The 14,425-nt window shown below is 71.5% G+C and carries 13 protein-coding genes and 1 tRNA gene; 11 read left to right on the forward strand and 3 right to left on the reverse strand.

Features of this window, described 5'->3' with window-relative positions:
• Positions 1-89: 89 nt before the first annotated feature.
• The 10 genes from fdxH to ABDW61_RS13855 all read left to right on the forward strand — a co-directional run bounded on the left by fdxH (position 90) and on the right by ABDW61_RS13855 (position 10,402).
• Entirely contained in the window at positions 90-1,046 is a 957-nt protein-coding gene (fdxH, locus tag ABDW61_RS13810; protein ID WP_343639403.1) for a formate dehydrogenase subunit beta, read from the forward strand.
• Between the two features lie 18 nt (positions 1,047-1,064).
• Positions 1,065-1,685 (forward strand): formate dehydrogenase subunit gamma, encoded by a 621-nt coding sequence (locus ABDW61_RS13815; RefSeq protein ID WP_343639404.1) that lies wholly within the window; start codon positions 1,065-1,067, stop codon positions 1,683-1,685.
• Positions 1,682-2,770, forward strand: a complete 1,089-nt coding sequence (gene fdhE / locus ABDW61_RS13820; RefSeq protein ID WP_343639406.1) for a formate dehydrogenase accessory protein FdhE — start codon at positions 1,682-1,684, stop codon at positions 2,768-2,770. Before ABDW61_RS13815 ends, fdhE begins: the two co-directional genes overlap by 4 nt.
• A 20-nt stretch (positions 2,771-2,790) precedes the next feature.
• Positions 2,791-4,251: an L-seryl-tRNA(Sec) selenium transferase gene (gene selA / locus ABDW61_RS13825; protein ID WP_343639432.1), complete on the forward strand. Its 1,461-nt coding sequence runs from the start codon at positions 2,791-2,793 to the stop codon at positions 4,249-4,251.
• The gene (selB, locus tag ABDW61_RS13830) at positions 4,248-6,305 is read left to right on the forward strand and encodes a selenocysteine-specific translation elongation factor (RefSeq protein ID WP_343639408.1); all 2,058 of its coding nucleotides are present in this window, start codon (positions 4,248-4,250) and stop codon (positions 6,303-6,305) included. Before selA ends, selB begins: the two co-directional genes overlap by 4 nt.
• A gap of 16 nt (positions 6,306-6,321) precedes the next feature.
• Positions 6,322-6,414: transfer RNA gene (locus ABDW61_RS13835), tRNA-Sec, on the forward strand.
• Positions 6,415-6,441: 27 nt separating this feature from the next.
• The gene (locus tag ABDW61_RS13840) at positions 6,442-7,332 is read left to right on the forward strand and encodes a putative selenate ABC transporter substrate-binding protein (protein ID WP_343639410.1); all 891 of its coding nucleotides are present in this window, start codon (positions 6,442-6,444) and stop codon (positions 7,330-7,332) included.
• Positions 7,333-7,347: 15 nt separating this feature from the next.
• A complete protein-coding gene (locus ABDW61_RS13845; RefSeq protein ID WP_343639412.1) occupies positions 7,348-8,163 on the forward strand; it encodes an ATP-binding cassette domain-containing protein in 816 nt (271 codons plus the stop codon).
• Positions 8,160-9,794: a phosphonate ABC transporter, permease protein PhnE gene (phnE, locus tag ABDW61_RS13850; RefSeq protein ID WP_343639414.1), complete on the forward strand. Its 1,635-nt coding sequence runs from the start codon at positions 8,160-8,162 to the stop codon at positions 9,792-9,794. Before ABDW61_RS13845 ends, phnE begins: the two co-directional genes overlap by 4 nt.
• An 11-nt stretch (positions 9,795-9,805) precedes the next feature.
• Positions 9,806-10,402, forward strand: a complete 597-nt coding sequence (locus tag ABDW61_RS13855) for a nitroreductase (protein ID WP_343639415.1) — start codon at positions 9,806-9,808, stop codon at positions 10,400-10,402.
• On the opposite strand, the gene ABDW61_RS13860 is transcribed toward ABDW61_RS13855, so the two are convergent.
• Both ABDW61_RS13860 and ABDW61_RS13865 read right to left on the reverse strand, forming a co-directional pair.
• Complete coding sequence (locus ABDW61_RS13860) at positions 10,393-10,821, reverse strand: CBS domain-containing protein (RefSeq protein WP_343639416.1); 429 nt, start codon at positions 10,819-10,821, stop codon at positions 10,393-10,395. The two genes, ABDW61_RS13855 and ABDW61_RS13860, sit on opposite strands and share 10 nt — an antisense overlap.
• A gap of 121 nt (positions 10,822-10,942) precedes the next feature.
• On the reverse strand, positions 10,943-11,473 hold the full coding sequence (locus tag ABDW61_RS13865) for an Mpo1-like protein (protein WP_343639418.1): 531 nt from the start codon (positions 11,471-11,473) through the stop codon (positions 10,943-10,945).
• A 104-nt stretch (positions 11,474-11,577) separates the two neighbouring features.
• On the opposite strand from ABDW61_RS13865, the gene ABDW61_RS13870 reads away from it, so the two are divergent.
• Complete coding sequence (locus ABDW61_RS13870) at positions 11,578-12,429, forward strand: YceI family protein (RefSeq protein ID WP_343639420.1); 852 nt, start codon at positions 11,578-11,580, stop codon at positions 12,427-12,429.
• A gap of 66 nt (positions 12,430-12,495) precedes the next feature.
• On the opposite strand, the gene ABDW61_RS13875 is transcribed toward ABDW61_RS13870, so the two are convergent.
• On the reverse strand, positions 12,496-14,100 hold the full coding sequence (locus ABDW61_RS13875) for a methyl-accepting chemotaxis protein (protein ID WP_343639421.1): 1,605 nt from the start codon (positions 14,098-14,100) through the stop codon (positions 12,496-12,498).
• Between the last annotated feature and the right edge of the window lie 325 nt (positions 14,101-14,425).

Raw genomic sequence — 14,425 nt, forward strand, 5'->3', positions numbered from 1 at the left:
GAGCCCCCACGTTCACCTTCGTTCACGGCCCCCCGAGGGGGCGCGGGTCCGCCCTGAGGCGGCCCGGTGGCTGACCTGAGGAGCGCGTCATGTCTTCATTGCAATCCCTGGACATCGCCAAGCGCTCCGCCACCACCCTGCCCAGTCCGGACGCGCGTCGGCATGTGGAGGAGGTGGCCAAGCTGATCGACGTCTCGTCGTGCATCGGCTGCAAAGCCTGCCAGGTCGCCTGCATGCAGTGGAACGACCTGCGCGACGAAGTCGGCGAGACCCACGGCACCTACGACAACCCGCGCGACCTGACGCCGCAGTCGTGGACGGTGATGCGCTTCTCCGAGGTGGAGGTCGTCGAGAACAAGCTCGAATGGCTGATCCGCAAGGACGGCTGCATGCACTGCGCCGACCCTGGCTGCCTGAAGAGCTGCCCGGCGCCGGGCGCGATCGTCAAGTACGAGAACGGCATCGTCGACTTCATCTCCGAGCACTGCATCGGCTGCGGCAACTGCGTGACGGGCTGTCCCTTCGACGTGCCGCGCATCAGCAAGGCCGACCACAAGGCCTACAAGTGCAGCCTGTGCTCGGACCGCGTCGGCGTGGGGCTGGAGCCGGCCTGCGTGAAGGCCTGCCCGACCGGCGCGATCCGCTTCGGCTCGAAGGAGGACATGCACGAGTTCGCCGCCGAGCGCATCGTCGACCTGAAGGAGCGCGGCTTCCAGAATGCTGGCGTCTATGACCCGCAAGGGGTGGGCGGCACCCACGTGATGTACGTGCTGCAGCACGCCGACCAGCCCGAGCTCTATCACGGCCTGCCCAAGGATCCTCACATCAGCCCGCTGGTCTCGCTGTGGAAGGGCGCGGCCAAGCCGCTGGCGGTGGCGGCGATGATCGGCGCGGCGGTCGCGGGCTTCTTCCACTACATGAAGGTCGGGCCGCAGAAGACCGCGCATGACGAGCCGGATCCCGAGGAGGAACTGGCCTACGAGCGCGCCAGGCATGGCGAGCCGCCGCGCGATGCGTCCGTGCCGCCCGCGGGCGGCGGCCTCTGATCGCACCGGGAGATCGACATGTTGCTGCAACGCTATCGCGACGGTCAGCGGCTCAACCACTGGCTCGTCGTGCTGCTGTTCCTGTGCGCCGGACTCTCGGGCCTGGCCTTCTTCCACCCCAGCCTGTTCTTCCTGAGCCACCTGTTCGGCGGCGGGCCCTGGACGCGCATCCTGCATCCCTACATGGGCCTGGGCATGGTGCTGGCCTTCGTCTTCCTGGCGGCGCAGATGTGGCGGGACAACCTCTGGACCGATGCCGACCGGCAATGGATGCGCCAGAGCGGCGACATGATCTTCGGCGGCCACAAGGCGGGCACGCAGCCGGCGCACAAGTACAACGCCGGGCAGAAGATCGTGTTCTGGATCATGGTGGTGTCGCTGCTGATCCTGCTGGTGACCGGCTTCATGTTCTGGCATGCCTGGTTCCCCGACGGCAACATCGTGATGCGGCGCGTCGCGGTCGTGCTGCACGCGGCGGCGGCGGCGATCCTGATCCTGACGATCATCATCCATGTCTACGCCGCGATCTGGGTCAAGGGCTCGTTCCGGGCGATGACCCGTGGCACAGTCACCGACACCTGGGCCGCGCACCATCACCCGCTGTGGCACAAGGAAGCGAAGGAGCGTCCCCCCGCATGACGTCGAGCCCCTCCAGCACCGGCACCGCCTCCGCGGGCGCCGAGCCCCCCGTCCATCCGGTCCGGGTGATGAGCCCGGAGGAGATCGCGGTCAACGCCGGCCCGCGCGCCGCGCCGGTGCGTCTGCCGGAGCCCGGCCTCTTCGCCGAGCGGGCGCTGCGGCTGCGGCAGCTCGCCGATGGCCATGCGATGCGGGACTACCTGCTGTTCGCCGCCGCACTGGCGCAGGCGCAGCATGAGTTGCTGAAGCAGCCGCGCGCGTTGAAGCTGCCCGATGAGACGGCGGTCGCCAGCGCGATGGTCGGCGGGCTGCCGCCGGTGGACGCGCTGCGCCATCCGCGCGAGGCGGTCTGGCGCGAGGAGCTGCGCGCGCTGCTGGACGCGATCGGCCGGAGTTCGATTCCGGAGCCCGCGCAGGCGCTGGTGGCGCAGCTTGGCGGGGCGGAGGACGCCTGGCTCGAGCAGCAGGCCGGCGCCTTGCTCGCCGGCGGGGCGCCGGGCCTGGATCCGGCGGCGGCGCCGCTGATCGCCGCCGCGCTGCAGGTCCACTGGACGCGGCTGGTGACGCAGCTGCAGCTGCGCTACGACCGCAGCGACCAAGGCGAGAACCTGCCGCCTTTCGGCATGATCGACGACCCGACGGTGTGCCCCTGCTGCGGCTCGCGGCCGGTGGCCTCGATCACGCGCGTCGCGGCGGAGCAGTCGGGCCAGCGCTTCCTGGCCTGCTCGCTGTGCGGCGCCCAATGGCATTACGTGCGCATCAAGTGCACGCACTGCCAGGGCACCAAGGGCATCAGCTTCCAGCATCTGGTCGATGCCGGCGGGAAGAAGGCCGAGGCGGTCGCGGCCGAGTGCTGCGAAAGCTGCGGCCACTATCTCAAGCAGGTCCATATGGAGAAGGACCTGCAGGTCGAGCCGCTGGCCGACGACCTGGCCACGCTGACGCTGGACCTGCTGGTCGGCGAACTGGGCCTGGTGCGGCAGGGCTTCAATCCGCTGCTGGTCCTGGGTGAGCCCGAGGCCGCGCGCGACAGCGGGCCGCCCGGCGGCGTCGCCGCGTCTCCGCCCGATCCCGGAGGACGCTGAGCATGAAGCCCGAGGCATCCATGGTTCATGGTCCGACGGCAGGCTCCCCGGTCTCTCCACCGGTTCCCGCTGCCCCGAAGGATCTGCCCTCCGTCGACCGGCTGCTGCGCGACGCGGCGGTCACGCATCTGATGGCGCGGCATGGCCACGCCTTTGTCGCGGCGCAGGCGCGCCGGCTGCTGGAGGAATGGCGGCAGCGCGCGCTCGACGGCGCGCTCGCCGCCTGGGAGCTGCAGCGCCTGCCGGCCGAACTCGACCGCCGCTGCGCCGAGCGCCTGGCGCCGCGCATGCGCCGCGTGATCAACCTGACCGGCACCGTGCTGCACACCAACCTGGGCCGCGCGCTGCTCGCCGACGAGGCGCTCAAGCAGGTGCTGGCCTGCATGGTCTCGCCCAACAACCTGGAATTCGACCTCGCGCGCGGCGAGCGCGGCGACCGCGACAGCCTGGTCGAGGACCTGCTGTGCGAGATCACCGGGGCGCAGGCCGCGACCGTGGTCAACAACAACGCCGCCGCAGTGCTGCTGGGCATTGCCGCGCTGGCCGGCGGCAAGGAGGCGATCGTGTCGCGCGGCGAGCTGGTGGAGATCGGCGGCGCCTTCCGCATGCCCGACGTGATGGCGGCGGCGGGCGCGAAGCTGGTCGAGGTCGGCACCACCAACCGCACCCATGCGCGCGACTACCAATCCGCGATCGGTCCGGACACCGCGTTGCTGCTGAAGGTCCATACCAGCAACTATGCGATCCAGGGCTTCACCTCGGCGGTGAGCGAGGCCGAGCTCGCGCCCATCGCCCGGGCCGCCGGCGTGCCGCTGATGACGGACCTGGGCAGCGGCTCGCTGGTGGACCTGGCGCAATGGGGGCTGCCGGCCGAGCCGCTGCCGCAGGCGATGCTGGCCGATGGCTGCGATGTCGTGACCTTCAGCGGCGACAAGCTGCTCGGCGGGCCGCAGGCCGGTCTGATCGTCGGCCGCAAGGACCTGGTGCAGCGCATCCGCAAGTTCCCGATGAAGCGGGCGCTGCGTTTGTCCAAGCTGCCGCTGGCGGCGCTGGAGGCGACGCTGCGCCTGTACCTGCAACCCGATCGATTGACGCGCGACCTGCCGACGCTGCGGCTGCTGACGCGGCCGGTCGAGCAGATCCAGGCGCAGGCCGAGCGCGTGCAAGCGCGGGTCGAGGACGCGGTGGCGCCGCGTTTCGCGGTGCGGGTCAGCGCGATGCGCGGGCAGATCGGCTCGGGCTCGCTGCCGGTGGAGACGCTGCCGTCGGCGGGACTGGTGCTGACGCCGCGCCTGCCCGGCAAGCGCGGGCTCGGGCGGGCGCTGGACGACCTGATGACGGCGCTGCGCGCGCTGCCGCTGCCGGTCATCGCGCGGGTGCAGGCCGATGAGCTCTGGATGGACCTGCGCTGCCTGGACGAGACGCGCGAGGAAGCCGAGTTCATCGAGCAGCTCGCGCAGCTGAAGGAGGCGCTCGCGTGATCGTCGGAACGGCCGGCCACATCGACCATGGCAAGACGACGCTGGTGAAGGCGCTCACCGGCGTCGACACCGATCGCCTGCCCGAGGAGAAGCGGCGCGGCATCAGCATCGCGCTCGGCTATGCGTATCTGGACGCGGCGGCGGATGCCGCGGCCGGTAAGCGCGCCGCGCGCATCGGCTTCGTCGACGTGCCGGGCCATGAACGGCTGGTGCACACGATGTTGTCCGGCGCGACCGGCATCGATCACGCGCTTCTGCTGGTCGCCGCCGACGACGGCGTGATGCCGCAGACGCGCGAGCATCTGGCGCTGCTGTCGCTGCTGGGCATCGCGGGCGGCACGGTGGCGCTGACGAAATGCGATCGCGCCGATGCGCTCACGCGTGCGCAACGGCATGAGGAGATCCGCGCGCTGGTCGCCGGCACGCCGCTCGAAGGCGCGCCCGTCTTCGACGTCGCCGCGACGTCGGGCGAGGGTGTGCGCGAGCTGCGTGATCACCTGCTCGCCCAGGCGCGCGCGCTGCCGCCGCGCGAGGTGGCGGGGCAGGGCTTCCGGCTCGCGGTCGATCGGGTGTTCAGCCTCGCTGGCGTGGGCACGGTCTGCACGGGCACCGCGCAGGCGGGCGAGGTCGCGATCGGCGACGAGTTGCTGCTGTTGCCGCCCGCGCCCGGCCAGGCGCCGCGCCGCGGCCGCGTGCGCAGCCTGCATGCGCAGAACGCCGCCGCCGAGCGCGCGGCGGCGGGACAACGCGTCGCCATCGGCCTGGCCGGTCTGGAGAAGGACGAGGTCGAGCGCGGCCAATGGCTGGCCGCGCCGGATGTCGCGCTGTGGACCGAGCGCCTCGATGCGCGCGTGCGGCTGTGGCCCGAGGAGGCCAAGGCGCTGCGCAGCGGCACGGCGGTGCATGTGCATGTCGGCGCGGAGCAGGTGACGGGGTCGATCGCCGTGCTGGGCGGGGCGGACGGCGGCGTCCTCGACGCGATCGAGCCGGGCGCCGAGGCCTTCGTCCAGTTGGTGTTGCATCGCCGGATCGGCGCGTGGGCCGGCGACCGCGTCGTGCTGCGCGATGCGTCGGCGACGCGCGCGCTGGCGGGCGGCACGGTGCTGGACCCGCAGGCACCGGCGCGCTACCGGCGCACGGCGCAGCGCCTGGCCGAGCTGGCCGCGCTGACGGCGCCGGCGCCAGCGTTGCGGCTGGCCGGCCTGCTGGACCGGGCGCCGATGGGCGTCGATCTGGCGCGTTTCGCGGCGGGGCAGGGCGTGGCGATGCACGGGCGCGCGGCGCTGGTGGAGGCGGCAGGCGGCCTCGCCGATGCCGGCGCCAGTGCCAGTGCCAGTGCCAGTGCCAAGGAAACGAGCGCGGCCATCGCCGTGGTGGCTGGCGTGGACGGCCCTGGTTGGGCGCTGGGCGCGGCGCGCGTGGCGCAATGGCAGTACACCGCGCTGGAACGCCTGCAGCGCTACCACCAGGAGTGGCCGGACGAGCTCGGCCCCGACCTGGCGCGCTGGCGCCGCCTGGCCGCTCCGCGCATGTCCGAGCCGCTGTGGCGCGCGCTGGTGCGGCGGATGGCCGCGGCGGGGCGGGTCAAGATCACCGGCGCGGCGGCGCATCTGCCGGCGCATGGGGCGCAGCTGTCGGCGCTGGACGAGCGTCTGGCGCAGACGCTGCTGCCGGCGCTGCTGACGGCTGGCTTCGAGGGCGCCTGGGCGCGCGACCTGGCGCGCGCGTCCGGCGAGCCCGAGGCCCTGGTGCGCACCACGCTGGCGCGGCTGTCGCAGCGGGGCGAACTGTTCCAGGTCGTGAAGGACCTCTACTATGCGCCCCCGGCCGTCCAGGCCTTGGCCCGGATCGCGCGAGAATCCGCCGCCGCGGGCGATCTCCGGGCCGCGGACTTCCGCGATCGCAGCGGCCTGGGCCGCAAGCGCGCGATCCAGGTCCTGGAGTTCTTCGACAAGGTCGGTCTGCTGCGGCGCGTCGGGGACGCGCACAAGCTGCGGGCCGACTGCCGCCTGTTCATCGACGACGCGGACGGCGACGCCGCCCGAGCCGCATGAACCGGCCACGTTCACGGGAAGGAAAACGATCCTGGTGGATCGGCCGGACTTCAAATCCGGTGGATGGCGCCACGCGCCGTCGGGTGGGTTCGACTCCCATTTCCTTCCGCCCTTTCCTCATCACCGGAGCCTTCCGATGTCCAGCCTCTTCCGCCATGTCAGCCGTGCGCTGCAGGGCATCGCCGCCGCCACGCTGATCGCCGCGGGCGCCACGGGTGCCGCGCAGGCGCAGACGGCGCCGCAGATCCTGCGCGTGACCGCCATTCCCGACGAGTCGCCGACCGAGCTCGCGCGCAAATTCGCGCCGCTGGGCAAGTACCTGGAGAAGGAACTGGGCGTCAAGGTCGAGTGGACGCCCGTCACCGACTACGCCGCCGCTGTCGAGGCCGTCGTCAACAGGAAGGTCGAGCTGGCCTGGTTCGGCGGCTTCACCTTCGTGCAGGCCAACGTCCGCTCGGGCGGGAAGATCGTGCCGCTGGTCCAGCGCGAGGAGGACGAGAAATTCCGCTCCGTCTTCATCACCGATGCCAAGTCCGGCATCCACAAGCTCGAGGACCTCAAGGGCCGCACGCTCAGCTTCGGCTCGGCCTCGTCGACCTCGGGGCACCTGATGCCGCGCTCCTTCCTGCTGGCCGCGAAGATCAACCCCGAGTCGGACCTCAAGCGCGTGTCCTTCTCCGGCGCCCACGACGCGACGGTCGCGGCCGTGGCCTCGGGCAAGGTCGACGCGGGCGCGCTGAACATCTCCGTGTGGGAGAAGCTGGTGGCCGAGAAGAAGGTCGACACCAGCGACGTGAAGGTCTTCTTCACGACGCCGGCCTACTACGACTACAACTGGAGCGTGCATGCCGACCTGCCCGCCGCGCTGAAGGACAAGCTCAAGGCCGCGTTCCTGAAGCTGAGCCCGTCGACGCCGGAGGGCAAGGAGATCCTCGAGCTGCAGCGCGCGACGAAGTTCGTGCCGACCCGGCCCGAGAACTACGCGGGCATCAAGGCCGCGGCCGAGAACGCCGGCCTGCTGAAATGAGCTGAGCCCGTCGCGATGCCCTTGCTGGAGTTGAACGGCCTGCATCTGCGGGCCGGCGCGCGCACGCTGGTCGAGCCGCTGTCGCTCAGGATCGAGACCGGCGAGCAGGTCGCGTTGATCGGCGCCTCGGGCGCCGGCAAGACCTCGCTGCTGCACGCATTCGCGCTGGCGCTGCGGCCGGCCGCGGGCACGCTGCGGCTGGCCAGGCGGGAGGCGTGGACGCTGTCCTCGCGCGAGCGCCATGGGCTGCGCCGCGAGTTGATGCTGGCGCCGCAGCATCCGCCGCTGCCGCCGCGTCAGCGCGTCGCGACTGCGGTGCTGGCAGGACGGTTGCCTGGCGCGTCCATGGCCGAGAGCCTGCGCATGCTGTTCAGCCCCAGCGCGGCGCAAGCGCGGCTTGCGTTCGAGGCGCTCGAACGGCTGGAGCTCGGCGGCCGGCTCTGGTCCCGGGTGGATCAGCTCTCCGGCGGCGAGCGTCAGCGCGTCGCGCTGGCGCGGCTGCTGGTGTCCAAGGCGGGACTGTGGCTCGCCGACGAGCCGCTGTCCGCGCTGGACCCGCAGCGCGCGCAGCGGGTGCTGGTGGTGCTGCAGGACGCGGCCCGCACGCAGGGGCGCACGCTGGTCTGCAGCCTGCATCAGGTCGATCTGGCCTGCCGCGCGTTCCCGCGCGTGATTGCGCTGCGCGAAGGCCGGCTCGTCTACGACGGCCCGCCGCAGGCGCTCGGCGTCCGCGAGCTGGACGAGATCTACGCCGATCTCTTGAATGAAACGCCGCCGCCTGGCGACGACGCGCCGGAGCGGGCCGCGCCGCCGCAGGCGATGTGCCGATGAGCGCGACGGCCGCGGAGCCCTGGCGGCGCGATCCCGCCAGCCTTGGCCGAGTGGCGCTCGCCGCGGCGGTGCTGGCACTGCTGTGGCCGCTGCTCGTGTGGTGGGAGTTCCGTCCCTGGGAACTGCTGGATGCGCGCAGCCTGCGCGCGACCTCGCGCTTCGCCGCGCAGTTCCTGACGCCGCGCGTGGACCTGGAGTTCCTGGCCATGCTCGCCGCCGACACCTGGCGCACCGTGGCGATGGCGACGGCGGGTCTGGTGCTCGCCTGGGTCATCGCGGTGCCGCTGGCGCTGCTGGCGACGGCGCGGCTGTCGGTCTCGGCGGTGGCGGGCCGCATGGGGGCGGTGCCCGCCGCGCTGCGGTGGGCCGTGCGGCTGGTGCTGATCGTGCTGCGTTCGGTGCCGGAGCTGGTCTGGGCGCTGATGCTGGTGCGCGTGATCGGCCTGGGACCCGGCGCCGGCGTGCTGGCCATCGCGCTGTCCTATGGCGGCATGCTGGGCAAGGTCTACGCGGAGATCCTCGAAAGCGCCGATGCCGCGCCCACGCAGGCGCTGCTGCGCGGGGGCGCGGGACGCTTGCAGGCGCTGCTGTTCGGCACGCTGCCGGGCTGCGCCGACGAGCTGGTCAGCTACACCGTCTACCGCTGGGAATGCGCGATCCGCTCGTCGGTGGTGCTGGGCTTCGTCGGCGCGGGCGGACTGGGCCAGCAGCTGGACAACGCGACCAAGATGTTCGCGGGGTCCGAGGTCGCCACCATCCTGCTGATCTTCATCGCGCTGGTGGCGCTGGCGGACCGCCTCAGCGCCTGGCTGCGGCCCGCGCGCGCGGCGGGGCAGGGCGTCGAGCCGCAGGGACTGCCCGGCCGTCCACCGGCGCGCTGGGGCGTGCGCGTCCTGCTCGCGGGGCTGCTGGCGCTGGGGGTGGCGAGCTTCGTGTCGCTGCCGCTGCGCTGGGGCGAGTTGCTGGGCTGGGAGGCGCTCGCGCAGATGGGGCGCTTCCTCGCGGAGTTCTTCCCGCCGCAGGGGGCGCCGGATGTCCTCGCCCGCGTCGGGCAAGGGGCGCTGGAGACGCTGGCGATGTCGGCGCTGGGCAGCGGGCTGGCGGCCATCGCGGGGCTGGCGATCGCGCTGCTGGCCAGCCGCCCGCCCGGCGCGCTGCGATGGGCGTCGCGGCTGCTGCTCAACGCGCTGCGCAGCGTGCCGGAACTGGTGTGGGCGTCGATCCTGCTGGTCGCCGCGGGACTGGGGCCGATGCCAGGCACGCTCGCGCTGGCGCTGCACACGACCGGGGTGCTCGGGCGGCTGATGGCCGAGGCGCTCGAGAATGCCCCGCCGCAAACCGCCCAGGCGCTGCGCTGGGCGGGCGCGTCGCGCTGGCAGGTGTTCGCGTTCGCGACGCTGCCGCAGGCGGCGCCGCAATTGCTCAGCTACACGCTGTATCGATGGGAGAACAACATCCGCGCGGCGACGGTGCTGGGCGTGGTCGGCGCGGGCGGGCTGGGGCAGATGCTGATGCTGCATCTGAGTCTGTTCCAGATGCGCGAGACTTGCACCGTGCTGCTGGCGATGCTGGCGCTGGTGATGCTGGTCGACGCCTGTTCCTATGCGGCACGGCGGCGGCTGAATCGATGAAGGAGTCCGCGATGAACGAGGAAGGTCTGAGGCTGCTGTTGTCGCGGGTGTCCGTCGGTCCCAAGCATCTGGCGGAGCCGGCGCCGGATGAGAATCAGCTGCGGCTGATGGTGGAGGCGGCGCTGCATGCGCCCGATCACGCGGGGCTGGTGCCGTTCCGGTTCAAGGTCGTGCGCGGGGAGGCGCGCCAGGCGATGGCGGCGCTGTATGCCGAGGCGGCGCGCCGCGCCGGCAAGGACGCGGACGGCATCGCGATGGACGAGGAACGCGCGCTGCGGCCGCCCGTGACCGTGGCGGTGGTGGCGAGGATCGCGGCGGATCAGCCGCAGGTGCCCGAGCAGGAGCAATGGGCCTGCGTCGGCGGGGCGCTGACGAACTTCCTGAACGCGGCGCATGCGCTGGGGTTCGGAGGAAAGATGCTCAGCGGGGCGAAGGCGCGGGATCCGGGATTGATCGCTGCGTTCTGTGAGCCGGGAGAGACGCTGCTGGGATGGATCGCGCTGGGCACGCCGGTGAAGTCGGACAAGCCGCCCAAGCCGCGCGCGCCGAAAGGCGGCGCGGCCGAGGCGCTCCAGCACTGGGGGAAGACCACGGGCGGCTATCCGTAGATGTAGCTCTGCAGCTGCGCGATCGTCAGTTCGTCGTCCGCGATGATGTTGTCCATCAGGTCCCGGATCGAGAGCATCCCCACGACCGTCGAGCCTTCCACCACCGGCAGGTGCCGGATCTTGCGCTGGCTCATCAGGCTCATGCATTCGCGGCAGTCGGTGCTGGGCTTGACGACGAACACATTCGGCGTCATGACGTCCTTGACCTGCGTGTGCCGCGAATCGCGCCCTTGCAGCGCGATCTTGCGCGTGTAGTCGCGCTCCGAGAAGATGCCCAGCAGGCGATCCCCTTCCATCACCAGCAGGGCGCCGACATCGTGCTGCGCCAGCAGGTGCAGCGCATCGAACACCGTGGCCTCCGGCGCGACGCGCCAGACGCTCGGGCCGCGGTTCTTCAGCAGTTCGGACACCGGTTTCATGGGGCCTCCTGGCGACATCTGACGGAACTCGGACGTCCAAGATAAGCGCGATGGCGGCGCGCCGCAAGCCCCCGCAAGACCCGACCCCCATCAGGGGGCCAAGTCCCCGGGACCCGGGGGATCAGGCGGGGTGGGTGAGGTCGCGCAGATGGGTGGGGCCGGCGCGGCGTTCGATCTCGGCCAGCAGATCGCGGCCCCAGCCCATCGCGAACAGCGCCTCGCCGACCACGAACATCGGACCGACCAGCAGCCCGATCAGGTCGTCGACGAACGCGGGCTTGCGGCCCTCGTAGTAGTGGCCGACGAACTGGATCACCCAGCCGACCAGGAAGCTGCCCAGGCCCCAGGCCAGCCAGCCGCCGAAGGAGCCGGCCGCCAGCGGGTGCGCCAGCGCCATCAGCACCGCGTTGACCAGCGCCGTGGACAGTCCCAGCACGAAGTTGCCGCGCGTGAGATACCAGATCGTCGCCGCGCCCCAGACCAGCCAGGCGGCCGAGACCGTCCAGTCGGCCACGTGGAATTGCGCCCGCGCCAGCAGCACGCCGACGGCGAAGACGATGAGCGGAATGCCGACGAAATGCGTGGCGATGTTGCGGCGGTCGCGGTGATAGGCGGCGTACTGCGCCATCAGGTCGGTGGCTTGGCGTGCCATGGCGGTCTCCGTGCGGAATGTCGATCGTGAATGTCGCAATGCTAGTGCGACCAGCCTCTTTGTGCCGTTCAGAATGCAGGTCTGACCACTCCGGATACACCCTTATGCAAGTGTTGACGCGGGCAAGCGAGGTGCCTTCCCGGCGCGCGGCCAGCCCCACGACGGGCTCGGCGAGCCGTTGGACCTCGGCCCCGGCCCTCGGCGCGATCGTCCTGGCACTGGCCGGATGTAGCAGCGCGCCGCCGGCGCCTCCGGCAACGAGCGCTGCGGCCAGGCCCGGTGGCGGCACGGTGGAAACGAGCGCGAACGCGAACGATGAGGCGGCGTCCGCCTGTGCCGGCTGGCTCGCCGCGCAGCAGCGCGGGGAGGGGCGGCTCTACCGCGTCGACGCGGCCGCTTCGCAGGTCCGGATCCATGTCTTCCGGGCCGGACGGCTGGCCAAGGCCGGCCACAACCACGTGCTGGGCGTCGAGCGCCTGGAGGGCCAGGTTTTCGTGCCCGCGCAGGGCATCGCCGGCGCGGGGCTGGAACTCGGTTTCCGGCTCGCGGACCTGGCGATCGACAAGCCCGAATGGCGCGCCGCGCTCGGACCGGAGTTCGCCAGCGTGCCCTCCGCGTCGGACATCGCCGGCACGCGGGCCAACCTGCTGAGGACGGTCGATGGGGAGCGTTTCCCGGCGATCACGATGCGCAGCACGGCGGTCGCGGGCGCGTTTCCAGTGCTGGCGGTGAAGCTGGCCGTGCGGTGGCATGGCCAGTCCCGGGAGTTCGACGTGCCGGTGCGGGTGGCCCGCCCGGCGGGGGAGGCGGCGCTGCGGGCGCAGGGCGCGCTGGTCCTGCGCCAAAGCGATTTCGGCATCGCGCCCTTGTCGATCCTGGGCGGGCTGCTGGCCGTGCAGGACGAACTGACGGTGGAGGTGGACGTGGCGGCCCGGCCGGCGGACACCTGCGGCTGACGCCGGGGAGTATTGGCCTGAGCGGCCGGGGCAGCCGGGGCCCCGGACGGCGGACTGGTCAGCGGCTCAGTTCAGCTTGAAGCTGGCGACGGCTTCCACCAGTTGCGCCGACTGGTCCTTGAGCGACTCGGCCGCGGCGGCCGATTCCTCGACCAGCGCGGCGTTCTGCTGCGTCATCTGATCGAGCTGGCGCACCGCCTGGCCGATCTCGCCCAGCGTCAGCGACTGCGAGGCGCTGGAGGCCGAGATCTCGCCAATGATGCGGGTCACGCGCTCGACGCTGTCGACGATCTCGCGCATCGTGCTGCCGGTCTCGCCGACCAGGCGCGAGCCGCCGTCGACGCGCTCGACCGAGGCCGAGATCAGGGTCTTGATCTCCTTGGCCGCCTCGGCGCTGCGCTGGGCCAGCGAGCGCACCTCGCCGGCCACCACCGCGAAGCCGCGGCCCTGCTCGCCGGCGCGGGCCGCTTCGACCGCGGCGTTCAGCGCCAGGATGTTGGTCTGGAAGGCGATGCCGTCGATGACGCCGATGATGTCGGCGATCTTGTTGGACGACTGCTGGATCTCGTTCATCGTGGCGACCACCTGCTCGACCATCTGGCCGCCGCGGCCGGCGACCTGCGAGGCGGTCTGCGCCAGCGAGTCGGCCTCGCGCGCCGACTCGGCGTTGAGCCGCACGCCGTCGCTGAGCTGGGCCATCGCGGCGCCGGTCTGCTCGAGGCTGCTGGCGGCCTGCTCGGTGCGGTTGGACAGGTCGGCGTTGCCGGTGGCGATCTCGGTGGAGGCGTGGCGGACCTGGTCCGCCGCGGAGCGCACGCCGGAGATCGTGTCGGCCAGGCGGCGCTGCATCTCCTGCAGCGAGCGGCGCAGCGCGGCGACCTCGTCGATGCCTTCGACCTCGGCGGCGCGGCGGCTCAGGTCGCCCTCGGCGATGGCCTGGCTCAGCGACTGGGCCTGGGCCAGCGGCTCGGTGACCGAGCGCGTGATCACCAGCGCGATGCCCACGCCCAGCGCGATCGCCGCCACCATGAGGCCGATGACCAGGTCACGGGTGCTCTCGGCCTCGGACTGGGCTTCCTTGCGCGCGGCCTGCAGCAGGTCGCGGTTGTGCTCGGCGAAGCGGTCGATCGCGGCCAGGTAGTCGTTCATCGCCGGGATCAGCTGCGACGCGGCCAGCGGCTTGACGTCGTTGCCGGCCTTCTTCTCCTTGACCACGGCCTCGCGGGCGTCCTGGTATTTCTTGCGGGCCGCGCCGATCTCGTCGATCAGGCGGTTGCCTTCCTTCTCGGTGACGTTCTCGTCGAGTTCCTTCTGGATCTTGTCGATGCGGGCCGACAGTTCCTTGGAGCGGGCCGTGAAGGCGTTGACGAAGCTTTCGTCGTCGACGACGAGCTGCACGATGCGGCGCTGGATGTTGCCCTCGGTCAGCCCGGCCCACTGGCGGGAGAGCTCGAGCGTGTGCATGTCGACCTCGACCAGGCGTTCGATGCGCTGGTGCAGCATGGAGACGCGCACCACGCCCACCGCCGAGGCCACGGCCATCAGCACGATCACCAGCGCGAAGCCGGCCAGCACGCGGCTGCGCAGCCGCCAACGATTCAAGTTCAGCATCTTGGAGTCCTTCTTCTGCGGACGGTGCGCCATCGCGTCGAGGCCGTCCCGTGTGTTCAACGTCCGCGATGCTGCCTCGATCGTGTGGCGCTTGATCGAGGGAAATGCGGGGTGGGCTGTGAACTACGGCGCGGAAGGCCCGGGCGCGGTGGGCCATGTCGGATTTTTGCCTCGCCATGGGGCGCAGACCGCCCCGCGAACGAGCGACGCGGTCGGGGAGCAGCCTTCGCTGCAGGCATGAACTCCCTCGCCCCCCGAGAGTGTATGGACCGGGGACATAGGTAACAGGTGTGCCAGGACATGGGTAACAGGTCCAATCCAGGTTAGTCAGCCTGGCACAAGTCGATCGTGCGCACTTTGTGATGGCAGAAGTAGACGTCGAAGC

It is taken from the genome of Roseateles sp., from assembly GCF_039595595.1.
Taxonomy (GTDB): domain Bacteria; phylum Pseudomonadota; class Gammaproteobacteria; order Burkholderiales; family Burkholderiaceae_C; genus Roseateles.